Origin of the sequence: Neptunomonas qingdaonensis, assembly GCF_900113275.1 — a bacterium.
In the GTDB taxonomy this organism is placed as follows: domain Bacteria; phylum Pseudomonadota; class Gammaproteobacteria; order Pseudomonadales; family Balneatricaceae; genus Neptunomonas; species Neptunomonas qingdaonensis.
On sequence record NZ_FOOU01000013.1, the window covers coordinates 106,698 to 129,745 of the forward strand.

At 43.4% G+C, this 23,048-nt stretch carries 15 protein-coding genes and 2 pseudogenes; 9 read left to right on the forward strand and 8 right to left on the reverse strand.

The genetic code is table 11. The features are described 5' to 3' along the window. Positions 1-26 precede the first annotated feature (26 nt). The 5 genes from narL (at position 27) to BM099_RS16405 (ending at position 9,057) form a co-directional block, all read left to right on the forward strand. Positions 27-677 carry a two-component system response regulator NarL gene (narL, locus tag BM099_RS16385; protein ID WP_090729486.1) on the forward strand — a complete coding sequence of 217 codons (651 nt, stop codon included), beginning with the start codon at positions 27-29 and terminating at the stop codon, positions 675-677. Between the two features lie 132 nt (positions 678-809). After that, a complete protein-coding gene (locus BM099_RS16390) occupies positions 810-2,219 on the forward strand; it encodes an efflux RND transporter periplasmic adaptor subunit (protein WP_090729488.1) in 1,410 nt (469 codons plus the stop codon). Next, positions 2,216-5,329: an efflux RND transporter permease subunit gene (locus tag BM099_RS16395; protein ID WP_090729490.1), complete on the forward strand. Its 3,114-nt coding sequence runs from the start codon at positions 2,216-2,218 to the stop codon at positions 5,327-5,329. Before BM099_RS16390 ends, BM099_RS16395 begins: the two co-directional genes overlap by 4 nt. Positions 5,330-5,766: 437 nt before the next feature. Continuing rightward, on the forward strand, positions 5,767-7,239 hold the full coding sequence (locus BM099_RS16400) for a NarK family nitrate/nitrite MFS transporter (RefSeq protein WP_090729491.1): 1,473 nt from the start codon (positions 5,767-5,769) through the stop codon (positions 7,237-7,239). Between the two features lie 90 nt (positions 7,240-7,329). After that, positions 7,330-9,057 carry a bifunctional protein-serine/threonine kinase/phosphatase gene (locus BM099_RS16405; protein WP_090729493.1) on the forward strand — a complete coding sequence of 576 codons (1,728 nt, stop codon included), beginning with the start codon at positions 7,330-7,332 and terminating at the stop codon, positions 9,055-9,057. A gap of 4 nt (positions 9,058-9,061) precedes the next feature. Here BM099_RS16405 and BM099_RS16410 read toward each other — a convergent pair whose 3' ends face one another. After that, positions 9,062-10,978 (reverse strand): ABC transporter substrate-binding protein, encoded by a 1,917-nt coding sequence (locus BM099_RS16410; protein WP_198064146.1) that lies wholly within the window; start codon positions 10,976-10,978, stop codon positions 9,062-9,064. A 303-nt stretch (positions 10,979-11,281) separates the two neighbouring features. Continuing rightward, positions 11,282-11,692, reverse strand: coding sequence for a ribonucleotide reductase subunit alpha (locus tag BM099_RS16415; RefSeq protein WP_232348993.1), 411 nt, complete (start codon positions 11,690-11,692; stop codon positions 11,282-11,284). A gap of 238 nt (positions 11,693-11,930) precedes the next feature. Here BM099_RS16415 and BM099_RS16420 point away from each other — a divergent pair, with 238 nt between their 5' ends. The 3 genes and pseudogenes from BM099_RS16420 to BM099_RS20350 all read left to right on the forward strand — a co-directional run. Then, positions 11,931-13,298: a class II fumarate hydratase gene (locus BM099_RS16420; RefSeq protein ID WP_090729496.1), complete on the forward strand. Its 1,368-nt coding sequence runs from the start codon at positions 11,931-11,933 to the stop codon at positions 13,296-13,298. Between the two features lie 526 nt (positions 13,299-13,824). Continuing rightward, positions 13,825-13,971: a hypothetical protein gene (locus BM099_RS20490; RefSeq protein WP_177201211.1), complete on the forward strand. Its 147-nt coding sequence runs from the start codon at positions 13,825-13,827 to the stop codon at positions 13,969-13,971. A 155-nt stretch (positions 13,972-14,126) separates the two neighbouring features. Next, positions 14,127-14,401, forward strand: a pseudogene (locus tag BM099_RS20350) (IS30 family transposase); the annotation flags it as partial. 306 nt (positions 14,402-14,707) lie between these two features. Here BM099_RS20350 and BM099_RS16430 read toward each other — a convergent pair. The 6 genes and pseudogenes from BM099_RS16430 to BM099_RS16455 form a co-directional block, all read right to left on the reverse strand. After that, positions 14,708-17,155: a YidC/Oxa1 family membrane protein insertase gene (locus BM099_RS16430; RefSeq protein WP_090729498.1), complete on the reverse strand. Its 2,448-nt coding sequence runs from the start codon at positions 17,153-17,155 to the stop codon at positions 14,708-14,710. Positions 17,156-17,157: 2 nt separating this feature from the next. Further along, positions 17,158-18,432, reverse strand: a complete 1,275-nt coding sequence (locus BM099_RS16435; protein ID WP_090729500.1) for a CDP-glycerol glycerophosphotransferase family protein — start codon at positions 18,430-18,432, stop codon at positions 17,158-17,160. A gap of 4 nt (positions 18,433-18,436) precedes the next feature. Beyond that, on the reverse strand, positions 18,437-19,591 hold the full coding sequence (locus tag BM099_RS16440) for a phosphonoacetaldehyde reductase (protein WP_090729502.1): 1,155 nt from the start codon (positions 19,589-19,591) through the stop codon (positions 18,437-18,439). Continuing rightward, a complete protein-coding gene (aepY, locus tag BM099_RS16445) occupies positions 19,588-20,706 on the reverse strand; it encodes a phosphonopyruvate decarboxylase (RefSeq protein ID WP_090729504.1) in 1,119 nt (372 codons plus the stop codon). The genes BM099_RS16440 and aepY overlap by 4 nt, the downstream gene beginning before the upstream one ends. Further along, entirely contained in the window at positions 20,706-22,004 is a 1,299-nt protein-coding gene (gene aepX, locus BM099_RS16450) for a phosphoenolpyruvate mutase (RefSeq protein WP_090729505.1), read from the reverse strand. The genes aepY and aepX overlap by 1 nt, the downstream gene beginning before the upstream one ends. Positions 22,005-22,452: 448 nt before the next feature. After that, positions 22,453-22,711 (reverse strand): annotated as a pseudogene (locus BM099_RS16455) (IS3 family transposase); the annotation flags it as partial. Between the two features lie 77 nt (positions 22,712-22,788). On the opposite strand from BM099_RS16455, the gene BM099_RS16460 reads away from it, so the two are divergent. Beyond that, the coding region (locus tag BM099_RS16460; protein ID WP_143083793.1) for a transposase at positions 22,789-23,048 on the forward strand (260 nt) is incomplete at its 3' end.

Genomic DNA, 23,048 nt, shown 5'->3' on the forward strand with positions numbered 1-23,048 from the left:
AGCATAACCACAAGGACTCAATTTTTATGAGTGAAACCAGCATCGCCAGCATTCTTCTCATTGATGACCACCCTCTGCTGCGTAAAGGCGTTAAACAGCTGATCGAACTGGATGAAGAGCTGCGAGTAATTGCAGAGGCCAGTAACGCCATTGATGGCATAAAAGCCGCGAAAGAAACGGAACCGGATCTGATTCTGCTAGACCTGAACATGCCGAATATTAACGGCATAGAAGCACTAAAAATGTTACGTGATGAAGACGTATCGTCGCGCATCATCGTCTTTACCGTGTCTGACAATGAAGAAGATGTCGTTGCCGCACTAAAGGCCGGAGCAGATGGTTACCTGTTAAAAGATATGGAACCGGAGGAGCTACTGGCCAGCCTGCGTCAGGCAGCGCTGGGCAAGGTCGTTATCAGCGACAAACTGACCACGTTACTGGCACAGGCACTGCAATCCGGACGTAGCAGTAATAAATCAGATATCAGCAGCCTGACTCCGCGTGAAAAGCAGATCATCAAACTGATTGCCGGCGGGCTGCCGAATAAACTCATCGCCCGTAAACTCAACATCACCGAAGGCACGGTCAAGGTTCACGTTAAGCATCTACTTAAAAAACTGCGCTTACGCTCTCGTGTAGAAGTCGCTGTATGGGCGGTACAGGAAGGCCTGGGGTAAAGAGAAGTAAAGAGAACTAAAGAGAGCCAAAGCTGGCAATTCTGCTCATAGATCTGTTATATATTAGGTGTAGCAAATATACATCGGGATATCTTCCTTTGATACACCAACCTCTATGCGCCAGGGACTCTGATGAAAGTTTTTTTTCAAAAGCCTTATATCTTCTTCATCGTTTTACTCATGGGCCTTGCGGCCGCTGCTTTTCTGATAAAAAACAAACCCGCGATTGAGCATACAGATTCCGGGATGCCGGCTAAGCCGGTCGATGTTATTGCTGTGCGCAGCATTCCAATGAGTCCACACGTCACGGCGTATGGAACCGTTGAGCCCTCGGTTTCATTAAAGATCAAAGCGCAGGTTAGCGGCAAAGTCAGCTACCTTCACCCCAATCTGCAATCCGGTTCCAGTATTTCAGCCGGTACCTTGGCTATCAGGATCGATCAGGAAGATTCCCAGGTATCACTTAACCAAAGTGAAGCAGATCTGCGCGCTAACCAGTCATCGCTGGCACAACTTGATGAAGAGGAAAAAACCACACGTCGTTCTTTGCAATATGCCAAAGAGAACCTTCGCGTTGGTGAAAAAGAGTTAGCCAGGATCAGAGGCATTTGGGAAAAGCAGCTCATCTCTCGATCCACATTAGATGCAGAAGAACAAAAAGTGCTGCTACTGCGCCAAAGTACTGCTGATTTACAAGGTAAGCTCAATGCCTTCAGTAGCCGCAGGGACTCCATCAACGCACAGATTGAACGCGCCACTGAGCAGGTCAAAGGCCAAACCACCACCTTGAGCCGCACCGAGATCCATATGCCTTTTGATGCACTTATCGGTGATGTCCTGGTAGAAGAAGGCGAATATGTCACGCTCGGCACATACTTATTTGAATCGCTGGCCATCAATCGTATTGAAGTCAACGCCCAGCTTCCAATCCAACAGATGCGTACTTTGGTGAGTACAGGGCTGTTAAGCAGCAGTCAGGCATCTCAAAGTGGCGATTTAAGCCTGATTCTAAAAAGACTGAAGTTAAGCGCAACAGTGAGCTTAGTGGGAGGCAGTTCTGACGCTATCTGGGAAGCCGAATTGCTGCGTTTCAGCGAATCCATTGACCCGATTCGCAGGACACTCGGCGTTGTCGTCGCAGTGGATAACCCTTATGGAAAAGTCATTCCGGGAAAGCGCCCTCCTCTGATTAAAGGCATGTACACCGCGGTTGATCTCTATGCACCTGAATATCCAGCTATTGTCATTCCACGTAGTGCCTTACATGAAGGCCGTGTCTATCTGGTTAATGCCCGGCAACGTCTGGAAATAAGACCCGTTAAAGTACTCTTTCAACAGGGCAACCTGCTGGTGATTGAATCTGGGTTGCAAGCTGAAGAGCAACTGATCATCAATGATCTTATTCCGGTGATTGAAGGCATGCCACTGTTACCGGAAGTAGACAGCCATTTTGAAGCACAGTTAATACAACTGGCCAAAAGACCGCTAGTCGCTGAAACCTCTGTACAGATAGAGGCTGATATCCAAAGGGCAATACCATGATCCGTTACTTTGCCGGTCATCCGACAGCGGCCAATATTCTGATGATGGTGATAATTCTACTCGGTCTGGTTGCCCTGCCTCAGCTAAACAAAGAAACATTTCCAGAAGTGAAGCTCAATAAAGTCAGCGTGACGGTTGCCTACCCTGGTGCAAGCCCTGCGGATGTTGAAGAGGGGCTGTGCAATCGTCTGGAAGACGCTACTGACGGCATTAGCTTTCTTGAAGAACAAATGTGTGAAGCACGCGATAGCTTAGCTACGCTGACACTGGATATGCAGGAAGCCGGTGATATTAAACAGTTCGTTAATGATGTAAAAACCGCCATTGATGCCATCAATGACTTCCCGGCAAAGGCCGAAGACCCCGTTGTTAAAGAGCTCGGTCGCACGGAAACAGTACTCAGTATTGCCGTCACTGCCGATATTACCATGCCCGAGCTGAAAGCCCTGGCAGAATATTATCGTAATCGTCTGCTGGCACTCCCTGACATCCCCATTGTAACCGTCAGCGGTTTTTCAACACATGAGTTAAGTGTGCAGGTCCAACCTGATGCTATGCGCCAGTATCAGCTGAGCATTCAGGATGTGGCGAACCTGATCTCCGCCCAAGCCATTGATCTGCCTGCAGGCATACTGGAAGGAAAGCAAAACTCTTATCAGATCCGTATTGAAAATGCGCGCCGTACAGTCAGTGAGTTGGAAGATTTGGTTATTTTGGATAATGCACGCGGTGGCCAACTGAGACTCAGCGATATAGCGACCATAAAAGACAATTTTATTAACGAAGAACAATACACCCAAGTCAATGGTAAACCTGCAGCCCTGATACAGATCAGCAAGAACAAAACGGACGATACCTTAACCATCTATAACGCGGCTAAGACCTTTATCGACAATGAAAATAGCCGCTTACCAACGGGCACGGCATTAATCATCACACAAGATTCCGCCTCTATCGTACAGGACAGGCTAAGCCTGCTCCTGAAAAATGGCTGGCAAGGTCTGCTACTGGCAACCCTTGCGCTATTTATGTTTTTTAACTGGCGCTATACGTTTTGGGTGGCACTGGGTCTGCCCATCTCCTTTCTCGGGGGCTTAGTGATTATGTCTGCGATGGGGGTTAGTATTAATATGATCTCCATGGTTGCTCTGTTAATGGCGATCGGTATCCTGATGGATGATGCTATTGTGTTGTCCGAAAGCATAGAACATGAACACCGAAAAGGTAAAAGCCCCTTTCAAGCCAGCATCGACGGTATTAAAAAAGTCGCTCGCGGAGTACTTTCTTCCTTCATCACATCCACCATCTTGTTTGGTAGTTTGCTCTTACTCAAAGGCGATATGGGTCAGGTATTAGGTGTTCTTCCGGTTGTTCTGCTTGCCGTGCTATCCATCAGTCTGATTGAAGCATTCCTGATTCTGCCGCATCACTTACAACACTCTTTATCACATCAGAGCAAGCACGAAACACCCGCTTGGCGCGTTGGCTTTGAAGCCCGGTTTGAAAGGCTACGCATGCAGGTAGGAAGAATGGCGGATGCGGCTATCCGTTATCGCTATCTGACAGTAGGTCTCGCCATTGTCATATTTATCCTGTCCATCAGCATGGTCATTTCAGGTAATGTGAAGTTTAAAGGCTTTCCGGATATAGAGGGTAATCAGCTTGATGTGCGCATATTGATGCCACAGGGCACGCCTTTTGAACGTACCAAAGAAGTGGTCGCGATTCTGACAAACAGCCTGGAAAAAACGATCGAGAAACTTCCTGCCGAAACAGAAGGGAAACTGATTAAAAATAGCTCCGTATTATTCAGCCGTAATGACGATGCTGACGAAGAGGGAGCACATCTGGCGACGATCAGACTGGACTTGCTCGATGCAGAAAAACGTCAAACCTCATTGGTAGAACTGAAACGGGTCTGGCGTGAGTCCACACCGCAGATCAAAGATGCAATTTCGATACAGTTTAAAGAGCCCAAATTCGGCCCCTCTGGCCAGGCTATTTCTATCCGCTTACAAGGCGGCGATATGGATACGCTTTATAATGCGTCATGGGAGTTACAAAACTGGCTGCGCGGCTATCCGGGCACGAGCAATATCATGTCCGATATCCGCCCCGGGAAAACTGAATTAGGCGTGCAGCTTCAGGCTGGCGCGCTCAGCTCAGGTATGGATGTTCAAAGACTGTCATCGCAGCTAAGAGCGGCCTATCAAGGCGTTAAAGTAGCCGATATCTACCGTGGCAGTGAAGCCTACGAGATCAACGTTAAGCTCGACAGCGACCCGAAAAACGCATTGCGCGATTTCGAAAACCTGAGCCTGTTCTCAAAAAATGGGACCGACATCCCCTTAAGTGCCATTGCCGACATCACAGAGAGCCGACAGTATTCGCGTATTGTCCGCGTAAATCACCAACGTACCGTAACCGTCACTGGGGATGTCGATACTCATCTGGCCAATACCAGTGAAATTATAGAGCACACTCGCGATCAGTTTTTACCTCAACTCAAAGCACGTTATCCTGAGCTGACTTTCAGCCTTGAGGGCGAAGTCAAAAATGACCAGGAAACCAGCGGCTCAGTATTAACCGGCTTTATCCTCGGGATTGCGGGTGTCTATTTACTGTTAAGTCTGCAGTTTTCCAACTTTAGAGAACCGATGATTGTTTTACTCAACATCCCCTTAGCATTAATCGGCGTGATTTGGGGCCATTATGCCATGGGCCTGAATTTGAGCTTACCCAGCATGATCGGTTTTGTATCACTGGCTGGCGTTGTGGTAAACGATTCAATTCTGCTCGTTGAGTTCGTAAAAACTCGCAGCATGGAGGGAATGAGCCTGCATGATGCGGCAGGGCAAGCGGTACGCGACCGTTTTCGCGCCATTTTCCTGACATCCATAACCACCGTGGCGGGAATGATTCCATTATTATCAGAAACCAGCTTACAAGCTCAGGTCTTAGTACCCTTAGTTGCCAGCGTCGTATTTGGCATGCTCTCTTCTACGCTGCTACTGCTGCTGGTACTACCCGCCTCCTATGCGATTCTCGAGGATCTCGGGTTTACCGAGCTAGATAGCCTGAGCGACGATAAACGCCCTGGCTATGCCTGACTGAATACCCATCAGATAAAAACAGCATCAGATAAGTCAGCGTCCTGAAAAAAATCATCAACTCTGGCTATTTAATTGCTCAGATCCGTAAGTTAATTAACCTTAATACCCAGCTACCCCCAATGAATCGCACTCGCGCCAACACACTGATTAACGGCAATATAAAATCCATAAAAATCATTATAAAACAAATAATTAAGTACCGAAAACAGATACCCACTAAGTGGTATATGCAAAAGAATCACTCAAAACTGCGTTAGTAAGCGTTGACTCATATCAACACGTCAACAACAAAACTACTCTATTTTTACCCCATATGGATAACTGGTTATCTGCTGATGACTCGTTTGGGCTTGGATAGCTGAATTAATCTCATTTTTAGACTCGATGCTTTCAACCGACGCAGCGATGGCTTAACCCGTTTCAGGAGTAGGTAAATGACCACTGACAAAATCAAATTACTGAACTTTAGTGATCCCAAAATAAAAACGCTGCATATCACTTGGTTTGCGTTCTTCCTGACCTTTATGGTCTGGTTCAGCCATGCGCCCTTAATGGCTATCATTAAAGAAGCGTTCGACCTCACCACCCCCGAAGTTAAAGCGCTACTCATTCTCAACGTTGCACTAACCATTCCTTCTCGTATCGTCATCGGCACTTTAGTAGACAAATACGGCCCTCGTACTGTTTTCAGTATGCTACTGATGATTGGTGGGGTTATTTGTGTCGGCTTTGCATCGTCTCAAACCTATGAACAACTCGCCATTTTACGTTTTCTGAGTGGCTTCATCGGTGCAGGCTTTGTTATTGGTATCCGCATGGTATCTGAATGGTTCCCGGCTAAGCAGGTAGGTATTGCTGAAGGTATTTACGGTGGTTGGGGTAACTTCGGGTCTGCAGCGGCGGCAATGACACTGCCTACTCTTGCACTCATGTTTGGTGGCGAAGACGGCTGGCGTTATGCGATAGGATCGACTGGTGTACTGGCCTTTGCATACGGTATCTTTTATCGCAAAGTCGCACGTGATACCCCTAAAGGTTCCACCTATTTCAAGCCGAAAAAACACGGGGGTCTGGAAGTTACCAGTAAAGGAGATTTCTACTTTTATCTGCTAATGAACGTGCCTATGTATTTGGCACTGGCGGTTCTTACCTGGAAGCTTTCGCCCTCAAACCTAGGCATTCTCGATGATGTAGGTACTTATGGCATCTATGCGGTTCTGGTTATTTTATTCCTGGTACAAGTTCGCGCGATCTACCATGTCAATGCAGAGAACCTGAAACACGGTGTGCCCGAGATTCATCGCTACAAATTTAAACAGGTGGCTGTGTTGGATGTGGCTTACTTTGTTACTTTTGGTTCAGAGTTGGCGGTGGTTTCTATGCTACCACTGTTCTTCCTGGATACGTTCGAAGGTCTCAGCGCGGTTCAGGCAGGACTGCTGGCTTCTGGTTTTGCTTTCATGAACCTGGTATCACGCCCTACCGGCGGACACTTCAGTGATAAATATGGCCGTCGTAAATCACTCTCTTTCCTGATTGCCGGTTTGGCCGTCGGCTACTTAGTGCTGAGCCAGATCGATGGCAACTGGTTCATCTGGGTTGCGGTCTTAGCGACCATGGGTTGTTCTTTCTTTGTACAGGCCGGTGAAGGCGCTGTATTCGCAGCAGTGCCTCTGATCCAGCGCCGGATGACTGGCCAGATTGCCGGTATGGCGGGTGCCTACGGTAACGTAGGCGCCGTATGCTACCTGACAGTATTCTCTTTTGTAGACTACTCCACTTTCTTTATGGTCATTGGAGCATCAGCAGCGATTGCCTTCTTGTTTGTTCAGTTTATGGATGAACCGTCAGGACAGATGGCCGAAATTCTGCCGGACGGTACTGTCCAGCTTATTGATGTTCAGTAAAGCAAAGTATTAAAAGAGAGCTTCAGGGCTCTCTTTATATGTTCACCTGATGAAATAGCACTTAATACAGGTTCTGCAACAGGGATAACTATGCACCTTAACAGTGAAATCAGATTGTCGACCGCCCAGCAAAGCATTACAGGCCGAAAAGCCCGCAATGAGGATTGTTTGGGCTTTTTTATGCCGGTCGGTAATTTACTCACCACCAAAGGGGCATGCGGCATGATTGCCGATGGTGTCAGCACAGCGGAAGCCGGCGCAGAAGCTGCCGAATATTGTGTCCGGGAGTTTATTAATGATTATTTTGATACACCGGACATTTGGACTGTAAAAAAATCCGCGCAAAAAGTGCTCACCGCAATTAACCGCTCACTCTACTCCCGAAGCCATGAATACCTGAGCAGCACCCGTGGCTATGTTTGCACTTTTTCCGTTTTAGTTATCAAGTCCCACACTGCGCATATATTCCATATCGGTGATAGTCGTATCTACCGCATCCGTGCCGACCATATGGAGTGTCTGACAACCGATCATATTACCCCATTAAGCCAAAGCTCCAGCTGCCTGTCACGCGCTATGGGAATGGACACCCATCTGGATATTGATTACCGGACTATCTCAATCGAGCCGGGTGATATCTTTTTCCTGAGCACGGATGGTGTGCATGACACATTACCGCCTAACGAAATTCAGCTCGTCATTTATGAAAGCAGTTCACTGGATGCAGCCTGCGAAAAGCTGGTTAATCTGGCTTACGATAAAGGCAGCACAGACAATCTCAGTTGCCAACTGATTCGTGTTGATGAGATCATTCGCGAGAGCATTGATGACCTCACAGACAAACTGACAGAACTGCCCTTCCCGCCTGATTTAGAAGCGGGCATGAGCATCGATGGTTACCAGGTAATATCGGAACTCTATGCCAGTAGTCGCAGCCAGCTGTATATCGTTAAAGATCCACTCGATGGTAAAGAGCGGGTGATGAAAACCCCTTCGCAGAACTTTAATGATGATCCCGCGTATATCGAGCGTTTCATTATGGAAGAGTGGGTTGGCAGTCGCATAGACAGTCCGCATGTCGTCAAAGTCTGTAACGCAAATCGCCCAAAAACATTTCTCTACTACGTAATGGATAAGGTCGAGGGAGTCTCTCTGGAACGGTGGATTGAAGAAACCCCTTACCCTAAACCTTCAGAAGCAATAAAGCTGGTTAAGCAGATCGCTAGAGGCTTGCAAGCATTTCACCAGCGCGAAACCCTGCATCAGGACCTTAAGCCCAGCAACATTATGATCTCTCCTGACAATCACATTACTCTGGTCGACTTCGGATCAGTGTTTGTCTCAGGTATTAATGAAATATTTGTACCTATCGAGCGTGATCGCGTCCTGGGTACCGTTAATTACTCCGATCCGCTACTCAGATTGGGCCAGAACACGGGCATTAAAGGAGACCTATTTTCACTCGCCTGTATTACCTATGAAATTTTTACGCATCATTTACCTTATGGCGAAGGACTTGAGCGCTGCGAAACACCACAACAACTGGAAAAGCTGAAATACATCCCCTCCGATCGCTACAACCCAGTACTGCCACTTTGGTTCGATCGGGCATTAATGAAAGGCTTGTCGATCAAGCCCGAAGAGAGGTACGACAGCATTGATCAGTTTCTACTGGATGCAACTCAGCCTAATCCTGATTTCCTGCTACCCAAAGAAGTAGAAAAGAAAACACAGAGCGTCATTTTCTGGCAGATGATGTCTTTAGTCTGGTTTATTACATCGATGTTTTTAGTGGCCGCCTTATGGCTGCAAGATTAACAAGCTATAAGCACACTTCAACCCGATTACGCCCTTTTTCTTTTGCCCGATAAAGGGCTGAATCAGCGCGTTCGAGTAATTTATCCAAGTTTTCCGCATTATCCCACTGCGCAACACCAAAAGAGCAATGTTGGCGTGGCAGACCATCAATCACGATATCACACACCGCTATACGAACAGTCTCAGCAACACGTTGCGCATTGTTAATGTCTGTTTCAGGAAAAATAAGTACGAACTCATCGCCCCCCCAACGTCCCCGGATATCACCTCGACGAGTGGTAGACCCCAATACATCAGCGATACTCTTTAATACCTTATCCCCGGCCAGGTGACCATATGTATCATTGACCGTCTTAAAATAATCGATATCAAAAATTACAATTGATAATGGTCGGGTATAACGTTTAGCAAGCGCTGAGGACTGCTGAAATGCATCATCAAGCTGACGACGATTCGCTAAGCCGGTTAAGCTATCGGTTAGCGACATGCTTTCAATTTTTTTCTGATCCGTTATGTCAGCCGACACTTCTGTATAACCAATAACCGTGCCATACATGTCCCTATGTGGCTCAATTTCGCTCGATACCCAGTAGTCATACCCTAGTTTGTTTCTATGTAATAACTCACCGGACCACACCTTGTTCTGCTTGATGGTGCGCCAGATAGTGCGATAGACATCAGTTGGAACCTCAGGGTGTCGAAACATCGAATGCGGCTTGCCAACCAGCTCATCAGAGGAATACCCCGAGAGATCGCAATACGCTTTTGAGACTTCGCTAATAATACCATCCTTCGTTATTGAGCACGAAACTACATACTTATTAAGCATTTGAAGATAACGCGTCAATGAATAGTTCGCTTCTTCAAATTTTAGTGTTCGTAGTACCACTTCTCGCTTAAGACGCTGATTAATCACCCATAACACCAGTGCTAATATTGATAGGGTTACTAACACCAGAATTGAGGAGTAAATCCAACGTAAGTGAGCATCCTCTCCGGCATAATAGGTAACATAATCAATACCCTCAATTTCACCGTTTATAGGCGCCAGCCCCAGGCTTTTATAGATGTCTGCAATACGTAAAAAACGGTTAGCGCTAAAATATCCCAGCTCGACAAGTTCAGGCTGGATAAGACGTGCGGTGCGCTCGGCTTCATACAGAAGGTGCTCTCTGCTTTTATCAGTCTTAAGATTATTTAGAATCCAATCGACCATCTCTTCCTGATGCCCTATTGCATACAGCCAACCTTTAAGGCTCGCACGACGAAAAGCCAGGACCTGCTCCTTATTTTCTCTCAAATAGCTTTCTTCAACAAAAATCATATCCCCATAAAAATCGATACCGTAATTTGCTGGCGATAGGATATTAATGGGGATGCCTCTTTCTTTAAAATAGAAAGGTTGATCCGTAATATAGGCTGACATTGCATCTATATCACCGCTGATTAATGCATCATCACGAAAGCTATGCGCTATGTGGGTGTGATCTTCGTCAGTTAATCCTAACTCTGTAAACATCGCCAATAAGACTGCATCATCAATATTGCGTTGATACATGATTTTCTTATTCTTGAGCTCTAACGGACTCAGAATTCCCGAGGATTCAAGCGTTATTAGTACCATAGGAGAGTGTTGAAAAATGGCAGCAACAACGACCAAGGGACGCCCTTCCAGTCGGGAGAGCACTAAACTGGAGTCCGCTATGCCGAAATGAGCATCACCGCTTAACACTATATCTGTAGCGCTGCGTTCTGTATCAACTTCGCGGATATCGACATCGATGCCTTCTTCTGCAAAATACCCTTCTTTTAAGGCCGCATAAAAACCGGCAAACTGAAACTGATGTTTCCATTTAAGCTGTAAAACCACTTTATCCGCAGCAAGCGCAGCCGGTGAAAAAGTGATGAGACATAAGAGCAAAGTAATGCTCAGGCCTGGATTTAGATTGCATATTAATACTCTACAGAAAGCTTTTATATCAGCCTTCAATAAAACCAACGTCAGAGGCACTCGATACACACCTGTATTTTTTTATATTAACTATTTTTTATTTTAATGAAGTATAGATGAAGAAAATATTTCTACATTATTCTGTACTATCACAGAAAAATGAATCAGCTTGACATCTGAGTGACCCGAAAGCAGAAAAGGAAAGGGAAGGAAAGGAAAGGAAAGACCCACTATGTCATTCCTGAGTTAATATAGCGGGTCAATTTACAGCATTTAGCGGGCTTGAAGCAGTACCGGGTGCTGCTGGCGATCCAGAATAGTGTAACCGGACAGGTCCTGCCCCATCATCAGATCATTCGCCATTTGGTTCAGATAGGGCTCAGCGGCTTCAGTCGGGGGCGCTTCACCATTATTACCGCCTAAACCGGCAATCAACACGAAGCTCCAATCATCCACAATGGCATCTGCCTCTTTAATAAGCGCTTCAAAACTATCGATTTCTTCAGGTAATTTATCAACACACATCAATGGAGTAACGGTCCCTGTCTCATGAGAAGCATTATCTTTCTTTTTCTTGTTACCTTCTGCGCGCGCAAAAAGCATAAGCAGACGTTGTGGTTGTTCCTGCTGCTTAGCGGCTTCAAGCAGCTTGGTAAATTCTCCTGACACTTGCCCCTTAAACATTGTAAATACCTCCACAAAAAGATCACTCTATTCTGTCATAACTACAAGGTTTTGTTTATTCCTCTGAGGGAGTATATGAAGCAGCCTATAAAGATCAGCAGGGTGGCGGGGAAACTGACCAGGAAACTATTGCGGGTATCTGTACTCTAATCGATAGAGACTCTCATCACAGTTTTCATCACAGCTCTCATTGCAGTTCTCATCACTGAAATATGAGCTGATTTTGCAGGAGAATATCATGACGAAAACACGCCAGGAAAGCGACAGCATGGGCCAATTAAGCGTCCCGGAGAACGCACTCTACGGTGCACAAACACAAAGGGCTATTAACAACTTCCCCGTAAGCGGAGCACGTTTGCCAGAAGCCTTTATACGCGCGCTGATTCACGCAAAAGCATCGGCGGCCAGCGTCAATGCCTCATTGAATGAAATCCCTGATGAGATGGCACAGGCCATTTGCAAAGCAAGCAATAACTTGTTGGCTGACCCTGAAATAATGCAACATTTTCCGGTAGACATCTTTCAAACCGGATCAGGCACCAGCACCAATATGAATGCCAATGAAGTATTAGCAACACTGGCAAGCAGAATCTCAGGTCATCCTATCCATCCAAATGATCATATCAACCATGGCCAAAGCAGTAACGACATCATTCCCTCGGTTCTGCATATCAGCGCTGCGGTTGAGTTATCCGAACAATTACTCCCAGCCCTGCACCATTTAGTTAACGAAATTAACCGCAAAGCAGAGACTGTTGAACATTGCATAAAAACAGGCCGTACTCACCTGATGGATGCTATGCCCATCAAATTAAGCCAATGCATGGGGGGGTGGGCAGCGCAGATAGAAAGTAACATCAAACACATCAAGCAGCTACAACCGAGCCTGCAACAACTCGCTCAGGGCGGCACGGCAGTGGGAACGGGTATCAACGCCCATCCAGACTTCTCCTCACTCTTCTGCAAAGAGATCAGCGCCAGAACCAGTGTTTTATTCACACCCGCCGATAACTTTTTTTCAGGCATCAGTTCACAAGACACAGCCGTGGCGCTGTCAGGTCAGCTGAAAACCACAGCCGTATCGCTGATGAAAATCGCCAATGACTTACGCTGGATGAATTCAGGACCACTGGCAGGACTTGGAGAAATCGAATTAGAAGCTTTACAGCCTGGCTCATCTATCATGCCAGGAAAAGTAAACCCCGTCATTCCGGAAGCCGTTGCTATGGTGGCCGCACAAGTTATCGGTAATGACACGACAATCACCGTTGCTGGCCAGTCAGGAAATTTTGAATTAAACGTAATGCTGCCGGTAATTGCCAGTAATCTACTCACCAGCATCCAACTACTCTCCTCTGCCAGCCAATTACTGGCAGATAAAGCAATAGCAACATTTCAGGTTAATGAAGACAAGCTAAATGAAACACTCTCACGCAACCCGATACTGGTAACCGCTTTGAACCCCATTATAGGCTACCAAAAAGCAGCTGAGATCGCTAAGCAAGCCTATAAGGAAAAACGTGCAGTTATTGAGGTGGCGGCAGAACATACGGACTTAACCATTGAAGAACTAACCGAGTTGCTGAATCCTGAAAAACTCGTCTAGTCTAGCGGGGTAGTATCGAGCTGGACATGGATCTTACTTGCTGTAAAACGCAAAAAGCCAAATCAATATTGCTATTGATTTGGCCTCTTTATATCTTACTTCTTCGCGATTCCAGACAATAAGCGCAACACTCATAGTGGAACGGTGATAGGTGGTTATCCCGCTTCATCTCGCCAAAATCTAAAAGTAATCATTATGAGTTTTCAGCAGTTATCCGAAAGGGAAATGATAGCAGGTTTCGTTACTTATTTCGCAGGGATTTAACGAAGCAGATATTTCCCCTGCATCAACGTACGCCGTTCAACGGTCGGGAGAGAAATCAAACGTAACAGCTCAAAAATATCAGCCGGACGTAGCTGAGATATTGACTCAGAACTGTCTTCAACAAGCGAGCAAGCACAGAAAACCATCCAATATCGTAGTGTATGTTGAATGGGCACTAAGTCTTGACTGGTATCCTGAGTAGATTAGCGCTGTCAGTAAGATTATTGGGTATCGTCTTAGCCATGAGTGGATTTATCGCCTTGTGGCTGCGGATAAAGCACTTGGCTGGCAGTTATTTTGGCATTTACGACAAGGTCATAAGCGATATGGACGAGGTGAAAATGGTAAACGTTCACCGATTCCAAACCCCGTCTCTATTGATGAAAGACCGGCTATTTTTGGTACTTGAGAGAGTGTAGGCGATTGGGAGGCGGGTACTGTGTGAGGAAAACAAGGTACAGGGGGCTGGTGACGTTTGCCGAGCGAAGAAATAGCGGGTCGACAGTAAGCATTTGAACGTCATCACTCAGGCAATTATAGATAATGTGGATACCATCACCTGGTGAATTCGCAGCGCACGAGGAGATAGCCAAAAGCCTTGATGCCAAAATGTACTTTGCACATCCGTATTCATCCTGGGTACGCGACGTGAATGAAAACTTTAATGGATTGCTCAGACAATATATTCCGAAGGGAACTGATTTGCGTGGAGTGAGCGACGAACGAGCGAAACAGATACAGACCGGATAAACTTAAGACCGAGAAAGTATCTTGGTTTTAAGCAACCGTACAAGATTTTTGAGGAACTGTGTCAGGCTGCAGGCGAGTGTTGCGCTTAGAAGTTGAGCCGCGCTTTGTATCTTATTAGCATAGGTAGCGAGGACAAGATTTGAACCAACGACCTTCTAATTATGAGAATTAAAATTTTGAGATATATTAAGGTTCTCAAAAATCTGTTCGGCGTCTACTGTCTTGGCCGGTAATCCTATTTTCGCCGAACAATCAATTTGTGCGAGAAAAAAAGCAATAAGGTAAAGAAAGGAAGCAAGCAACTCTTGATAAAAGTATTTCTTAAATGTTTTTCTAAAGTATTTAGGGTTAAGTTAGGAAACCACTTAAATCTAAATTATACTTTATTTACGAAATCAGTTGCTTTCTCCAAGAAAAAGAGGCTCACCATCATTCACTCCACCACGAATAATACCATCGTCAACATAGACACCGGCTGTTGTAGATAGCCTTAGTGTTGTTACAGGCTTGACTTTTAAGGGGCTGTAAATCTTCGTCCCTGTTAACAAATTAAAAATTTCAGGAAATATATCCTGTAACACTGAAATTTTTTCTTTATCGATAACCTCATTGTTTGGAAGCTTAATAGCTAAAAATGTACCAAACCGGTCTTGTATATCAAGACGGCTTATTTCTTCTGGCGCATACCCCTTCAACATAGTACAGTTTTTAGTCAAGTATGGTCCATGATCACCATTAATAATTATTATTGCATTTTTATCTCGAGTCCGAATAGTTTCAATGTCTTTTTTCATTTCAATATTCGCAATACTGAGGCGCCTTTTAAACCTTTCGGTTTCATCAGGCAAGCACTTACCTGAGTTTTGGCTATGACTTGGGCCAGTGTGTGTGTATATAAAACGAGGTTGCTCAGGAGCTGAATCTAAAAACTTATATTTCGCACTTAAAAACTGATCATGAGTAATTTGATCATACTCCGCACCAACATCAAATCTAAACTGTCCCTCTTTTATCGATTGAATTACATAAGGTAGGGCACTGACCCCTTTAGTTTCAGATATTTTTATATTAGGGTAGGTGACTTTATAATTAATTTCTTTTTCACTTCCTCTAAAAAAATAATCATTATTGAAATACCCAGCAGTTTTATAATTATTATAGTGTAGAACGTCTAATACGAATGCATTCCCTCTAGTGCTTTCTTTTAAATCAGAAAAACTAGTTTCATATTTAATATCAAGAACACTGCCCATTGTTGTTATGCTCGCAGCTTCAATAGAATAGGTATTCGGGTAGATAGTAAAGCCCATGCCTTTCAAATACTTTTCCTGATGACTATTATCGATACCGTACTGAAGCATGGTTTCATTTATCACATAAGAATCATAGGTTAGCAAATAAATACTATTTTTTTTCTGAAAATCCATACCTAAAGCTTTTATTCTTTCTTTAGATACTAATGTTTTTATCGACTCACCCTCTGCATCCATCGAAGTATTGTCATTATCTGAATCAACAATAAATCCACTCATGCTATTAGTAAGAAAAATTACTACACTAAAAGAAAATATATATTTATTGTTAACTTTTGTTAGCAAATAGGTTAAGAAAAATCCTGCGACAAAAAATGGGAACAACCGTGTTAAATTAGCTTCATTGTGAAAGCTAAAATAATTGCTAAACATTGGCATATAAAATATCACAGCCAAAGAAAAAAATAGTGCCGCTTGAAGTATACGTTTATCAATCAATACAGACAGTTTGAAAGGCAAGTAAACTAAAGCAAGTACAAGGGCAAAAAAAGCAAATACTAATGACTGAATAAAATATATCATCAGTAAATCTTTTGAATTGGCAATTAAATATTGCGCCAACGGAAGGTAGAGCAAAAAAACAAAAGTAAAGTCTAGATAATTTAAAGATTCTCGCTCCTTAACATATTTAAACTTTCTAATCATTGCTAATTTAAAAAAAACAAATACGATAAATAAGGTTGGTATAATTTTGTAGTACTCTTTTGATGTGGAAAAAAAGTCCTTTGTTACACCAGCAGGCAAATACCTTTCCAGCACATGTGTGATAATAAAATAACCTAGAAATATCAATAATAAATCAAAAAATATATGCTTAAAAAACTTAATAGTGTTATTGTTATAAACTTTATTTATTTTAACTAGATTTTTATAAATAATATTTTTAACCAACGAAAAAACATTATTCATTGTCCAATAAAGCACAAGGGCTACAGGCATTGAATAAAGAACAACCAAGAATAAACCAGCTATCACATATACTTGTATTTTATCTTTCTTAGTAAGACTACTCGCATAAACATAGGCAGAAACTAAGTTTATAGCTGTCATAACAAAAGGCATTAGGTTAATATGCCACTCACCTATAGATAGTAATCCGTCTGGTTTGCTTAAGTCCTCAAAAATAAAAAATGAAACATTGCTTAAAGCCCCATACTGGCTTATTAATTGGTAAGCAGCAAAGAAAAATGGAACTTGGATAAGCAAGCCTACGCTGCTACGAACTGCCATTAACGGATGATAATGATTAAGGCTATAAAGCATTCTTGTCATCATAAAGCGCTCTTGGCCTTTAAAAGCTAACTTTATTTCTTTTAGCTTTTTCGCCATTCTCTCTTGAGCACATCGATCTTCGGCCTGCCATTTATCCGACATATAATAAACGGGTATTAAAGCGATATTAACAATCAAACTTAGAACTAAAATCGCCAATCCATAGGAATGCACTAAGTCATAAGACTTGGCAAATACCAACCCCATACTCCACTCAATGGGAAGAATAAAAATTGCGTATAAAATATCTAATACCATGCTTATAAATCTTCCATAATTTTAACCAAATTATCCGCGATTACGCTCCCTGAGTGCTTATAGTTGTAGAGACTATCATCTCTAAAAGCTCGCAATTCCACTTTCTTTTTTGGGTCAGTTAACAATCTTTCAACCACGCCTGAAATATTATTCAAATCATCTGAACTTATGCACTCGCCAATTTTATTTAAAACATCTAGCTCCCATACTTTATAGGGCAAATCATTTGCTTCTTGCCCTATAAAGCTGTAATCAAGCTCTACAGTAATAACAGGCTTTTCAAAAACAAATGCATAATCAAACACAATACCTGACAAAGCCGAAATCAAAATATCTGAATCCCTTAAACTCTCAAAGTTATCTGGTGAGTTATCCCACTTTATATTTTCAAAAGAACTAAGCTCGTCTTTAACAGCTACAATAATCTCTGGCTCTGCCATATAGCTTTGCGGGTGCGGTCTTATAATGACCTCGTAGCCTTGATTAAGAAGTGCTTTAATGGGCTTTGCACCAAATATTTTTAGTAAGTTATGCTCGCCCCAAGTTGGTGCTACTAAAACTGTCTTTTTGTTTTTTGGTATAGAAGGCTTAGCGTTTTCTTTTTCAAGGCGCAAACCTAACACATCCATATAAGGGCATCCTGCTTTTACTAAAGTCTTTTTATGGAAATTTCGAAGATCCTCAAGAACACGTATTGTTTTTTCTTGATGAGCACCGCTGCAGAAAATGCTGTCATAGTATTCGAACGAATAAAGCTTATATGTCCCCATATCTGTAGGCGCATGAACAATATGAGCATAATGCCCTACGCCCTTAGAGCGACGAATCTGCAAGACACCTATCCCTGGAGTTGTCATCACACAAACTTTTGCCTCAAGCATATTCAAGTATGTGTAAGCTTTATTGCCTTTCCCAATATAGCGCGTACTAATGTAATCAGTTCTAAAACTCAGTCCTTCATCTTCTTCGGAGGATGTTAAGTAGACAGCCTCAACACCTTTTTTATTTAACGCCTCAAGAATAGGTTTAAACGTATGCCAGTAATACTTACCTTCAGAATAAAAAACCAACTTATGTTTGTTTTTTTCAATATTTACTCCGAATAATGACACCACAAAGGATTTTATTTTGTAGTAAAACCCTTTCATACTGAAAAGAACTGTAGCTACCACTCCAACTAAAGCAGAAAGCAATATACTGCCACTACCGGGGTCAAGATATGCAAAAGCTGATGGCTGGTAAGATAAAAGTAACAAGGTAAATGCTATTTTTTCCATATTTTTACTTTTGGTGATTCCATGACTGATAAAGAATAAGGTCGAGGTCACCTTCTTTAATATCTACCAAGTTATTGGCCGCTCTGCTCGGGTTATACATTTGATTTTTCAAATACATCAAGTCGTTAAAGTTGGTGATATAACTCTTAACTCGCTCCGCTACATCAAGCTTATTATTAAGCTTTAAGAAAATACCGTGCAAGGCTTGGAGATCTGATATATTTATCAATGACTGAGTAAGTTCTGCAAAACGTCCGTCATCAGCTGCAAGGTTTAACTTGCACACTTCAGGCATAGTAAACGCACAAGCTAACCCATGCGGCACACCATAATGTGCAGTCAGCGGATAAGAAATGGAGTGGCATAAAGCGGTACGCGTGTGACTAATAGCCAATCCCGCTAGCAAGCTTGCTTCAGCCATCTGTTCGCGTTCAGAATACCCGCCTTTCCCTTCAACTAATAAAGGTAGGGCTGTTAAACTTAATTTTAAGGAACGTGTTGCTAGCGCAAGCGTAATACTGTTTGCGTTTTTGTTCCAAACAGATTCTGCTGCCTGGTTAATAGCATCCAGCCCTGTTGATAGGGTTACATTAGTTGGCAAGTTATCTGTTAGCTCAGCATCAACAATTGCCATACTAGGGAAAACATTTTCACCTGCTAAGGAAAGCTTCTTTTTTATTTCATGATTCCAAACAGTAGCAAAGGGAGTAACTTCACTACCTGTGCCTGCCGTGGTAGGCAAAGCATAAAGCGGCGATTGTTTATTTCCTGCCAGCAGGCTCGTATCTTCAAGCAGTTCTGCTAGCGTACTTTTACCTTCCACAGCTAAACTCATGCGAAGTGCTTTAGCTGCATCCATTGCGCTTCCACCGCCAAAAGCGATAATCGCATCAACTTTTAAGTTTTGCAGTCTATCTACCTCTGCCTGTAAGTCGGTTAGACCAGGATTTTCTTTAACACTATATGCCCAAGTTATACGATTATTTTTAACTACCCCAGCAAGAATCGAATCTTCCGAGAACTGCTTCTTTCCTCGTAAGGTAGTAACAATTAATAGTGTTTTATCTGTTAATTCGTTAACTAGCAGAGCACGGCTACCACGGCCAACAATGATCTTAACCGGGTTATGAAACTTCCACTGATTAATCACTTCAGTCATCGTGCTACCCAGTTCATAAATGCTTGTTTGTTTTCGATAGGTGTACTGGTTGGGCGACCTAAGTCATCACGTGAACCATTAGCAATCCTAACTTCAAGCATTACTGGACCATTTTGTGCTGCAAGCTCGTGCCACGCATTCGTTAACCCTTCAAGGGTTGATGCAATAGCATAGGCGGCATAACCACTAGCAAATGCAATGGCTTTAAAATCCGTTGTGTCAGCCACGGTAGGTTGCCCACCAACCGACTCATGGGCGGCATTATTTAAAAGCACATGTACTAAATTACTTGGTGCAATGCTGCCAACAATAGGTAAAGCGCCTAAGTGCATTAACACGGAACCATCACCATCAATGCAAACTACTTGTTTGTCTGGCTGCCCCATTGCAACACCTAAACCAATAGACAGAGTATGCCCCATTCCGCCAACCGTTAAGAAGTCACGTTGAGCCTCATTCCGTTGCGCCCTTAGCTCAAAAACCTCACGTGATGTTTTACCCGTAGTCGACACTACACACGCATCACCAATAAGTGGCAGTAACGCATTTAAAGCAGTTTCTCGACCTAAACTGGAACCCATAGTTACTTTGCGTTGACTTTTATAAGTAGAGAAAGCACCTTTTTTAACTAAAAAGGCAACAGGTGCACTAGTCTGTTCCAGGGTACCCTTAGCCCACGCAGCTAATTCTTCAGCGTCACAGCTTTCATCAACAATTTTATAAGGAATTTCTAACAAGTCTAATTGTTCAGCTGTAATACGGCCCTGCTTAACGTGTTGTGGCTCGTCCTTAACATCAGGCTCACCCCTCCAGCCAATAACAAGCAACATTGGAATACTATAAACTTCTTTATCCGCTATCGAGGTAAGAGGGTTAATAATATTACCTAAACCAGAATTTTGCAGATAGACCAAAGGGCATTTACCCGTGGCCATATGGTAGCCAGCAGCCAAACCAACCGCATTACCTTCATTAGCAGTGATTATATGTTTGCCAGAAGCACCGTGATCATCAACGTAAGCACAAAAATCCTTTAATAGTGAGTCAGGCACACCTGCGTAATAATCTATGCCTTGCTTAGCAAGGCTATCAACAAAGTGCTTTGGAGCAATCATTATTTAGTACCTGGAATCAATTCAAGAATTTCTTTGATTGATAACATACGTGCATCGCACTCAGCTGAACGCTCGTTAGTTAAAATAGATTTTGCAGTATCCATCATAGCTGGGTAGGCGCTACGTAATAGATGATTGGCATAAATCACGATATTAACGCCGTGATCTTGTAGCTCTTTTTCAGTAACTTGGTTGTAGCTAGAAGGTACTGCCACCAAAGGCTTGCGATTAGGTAAAGTGGCGTAACGCTCACAGAAAGCAAAGATTTCATCAGGCGACTTTTTACGGCTATGAATCATAATGCCATCGGCGCCAGCCGCTAGATAAGCTTTTGCTCTTTCAAACGCATCATCCAAACCTTTACCTAAAATAAGGCTTTCAATGCGGGCGATAATCATAAAATCATCGGTTGCTTGTGCCTTTTTGCCTACTTTAATTTTCTCGCAAAAGTTTTCAATACTATCTTGCGTTTGAGGGACGTCATTGCCAAACAATGAATTCTTTTTTAAACCTGTTTTATCTTCAATAATGGCTGCTGAAACACCTAAACGCTCAAGTGTTCTAACTGTAAACTTAAAGTGCTCTGTTTGACCACCGGTATCGGCATCATAAATAATAGGTTTAGTAGTGACTTCAAGCACCTCATTCAGTGTGGTCATACGGGCAGACACGTCTACTGCCTCTGTATCAGGCTTACCCTTGGCGGTTGAATCCGTTAAAGAACTACCCCACATGCCATCAAATTGACGTTGACCATTTGAAGTATCAATTGAGGCATGCTCTACAATTAAGCCACTTAAAGCATTATGAATATCCAAAAAGCGTAATAAAGACTTAACTTGAAGCATTCGACGTAACGATTTTAAACGCAGCTCAGGCGTGGTACCAATCTCTTTAAGCGCTTCGTTTAATTTAGTTGAAGAAATCCCTTTAGTGTAAGGCACTTCTATCAACTCCCCCCCCCACTCAGCCAAAGCCTCAATAACCTTAGCGCGGGTTTCTCTCTGCACGCCTTCTTTCCAGTCATCACCATGCACAACGAAATCGGGCTTATACTTTCGCAGGTTAGGAACGTAGTCGAGTGTTTCTTGAGGCACAACTTCACTAATACCTTTAATGTTCTCGATCACAAGTTTGCGTTGCTCAAACTCCATAAAAGGAATACGTTTATAGCTTGCGATAGCTGCATCTGTTAACAGGCCAACTATCACTTCACCATGCCTCGCAGCTTCTTTTATAATATTCAAGTGTCCTGGATGAACTAAGTCTGCGCTCATTCCTACATAAACTTTTTTCATTTACTAATTCCTTTTTAAATAATAGTAACTACTACCAATTATAATAGTTGGGCTAGCTCAATTTCCTTATAGCTTATGGAGAGGCACTCTGTTTTTATAGTACTAGCAGTGTAAATACTTCAAAAGTCTAATCATCTATAATTTGCACGCCATTGTATACAAGACTGGATAATACGTAACATTAAACTTTAGGTAACCTCAAGCTACTTCCTTCACCGCACATAGCTAGCTGCTCTGGCATAAGCCCGGCCATAGAGAATGCATAATCCCTAGCCGAAATATCCACGAAACCTGACTTTTGACACCGACATGAGAGGATTCTTTTGCTTGGCTGAAAACACACTTAAACATAATACACCCTGTCTAGATGCATGGGGATTTTTATCTTGCTTATCCTTTAAGTTAGTTAATATACCTGACGTTTTCCAATTGAATCGCCACTAGTTCATTAGACACTTACCAGCCGTCTTTCAAATTGGTTTTCATACTCTAATAGGCGGCAACATATTATTGGAACCATGTCGACGCTTGCTGTTATAAAACATTTCAATGTAATCAAAAATATCTTGCCTGGCTTCGTTACGCGTATTGTAGATCTTACGTTTTATTCGTTCCCGTTTTAGTAACTAAAAAAAGCTTTCAGCGGCGGCATTATCGTGACAGTTTCCACGACGACTCATGCTTCCTTCTAGTCCGTTATCCGTAAGCGTCCGGTAAACCCATCTTGAGCCTGGTGCGACAGGCGTCATGATAGTGTCCACTTATTCGTTAGTGGACACTATAAATGAACAACGTAAGCGTAACTCGCCCATACCGAAAACGCCGTCAATACACGCCTGAATTCAAAGCCCGGCTGGTTGCTGAAAGCCAGCACCCTGGCAAGTCTGTTTCACGCATCGCTTTGGATAATGACCTTAACACAAACCTGCTTCGACGCTGGATCAATGAATCGAAGGAAATGGATCAAGGCTCGTCGCCAGCCTTTGTACCAATTCGTTTGCCGGCAACGGTCGGCCATGCCGCCCAGTCTTCCAGCAAGACGCG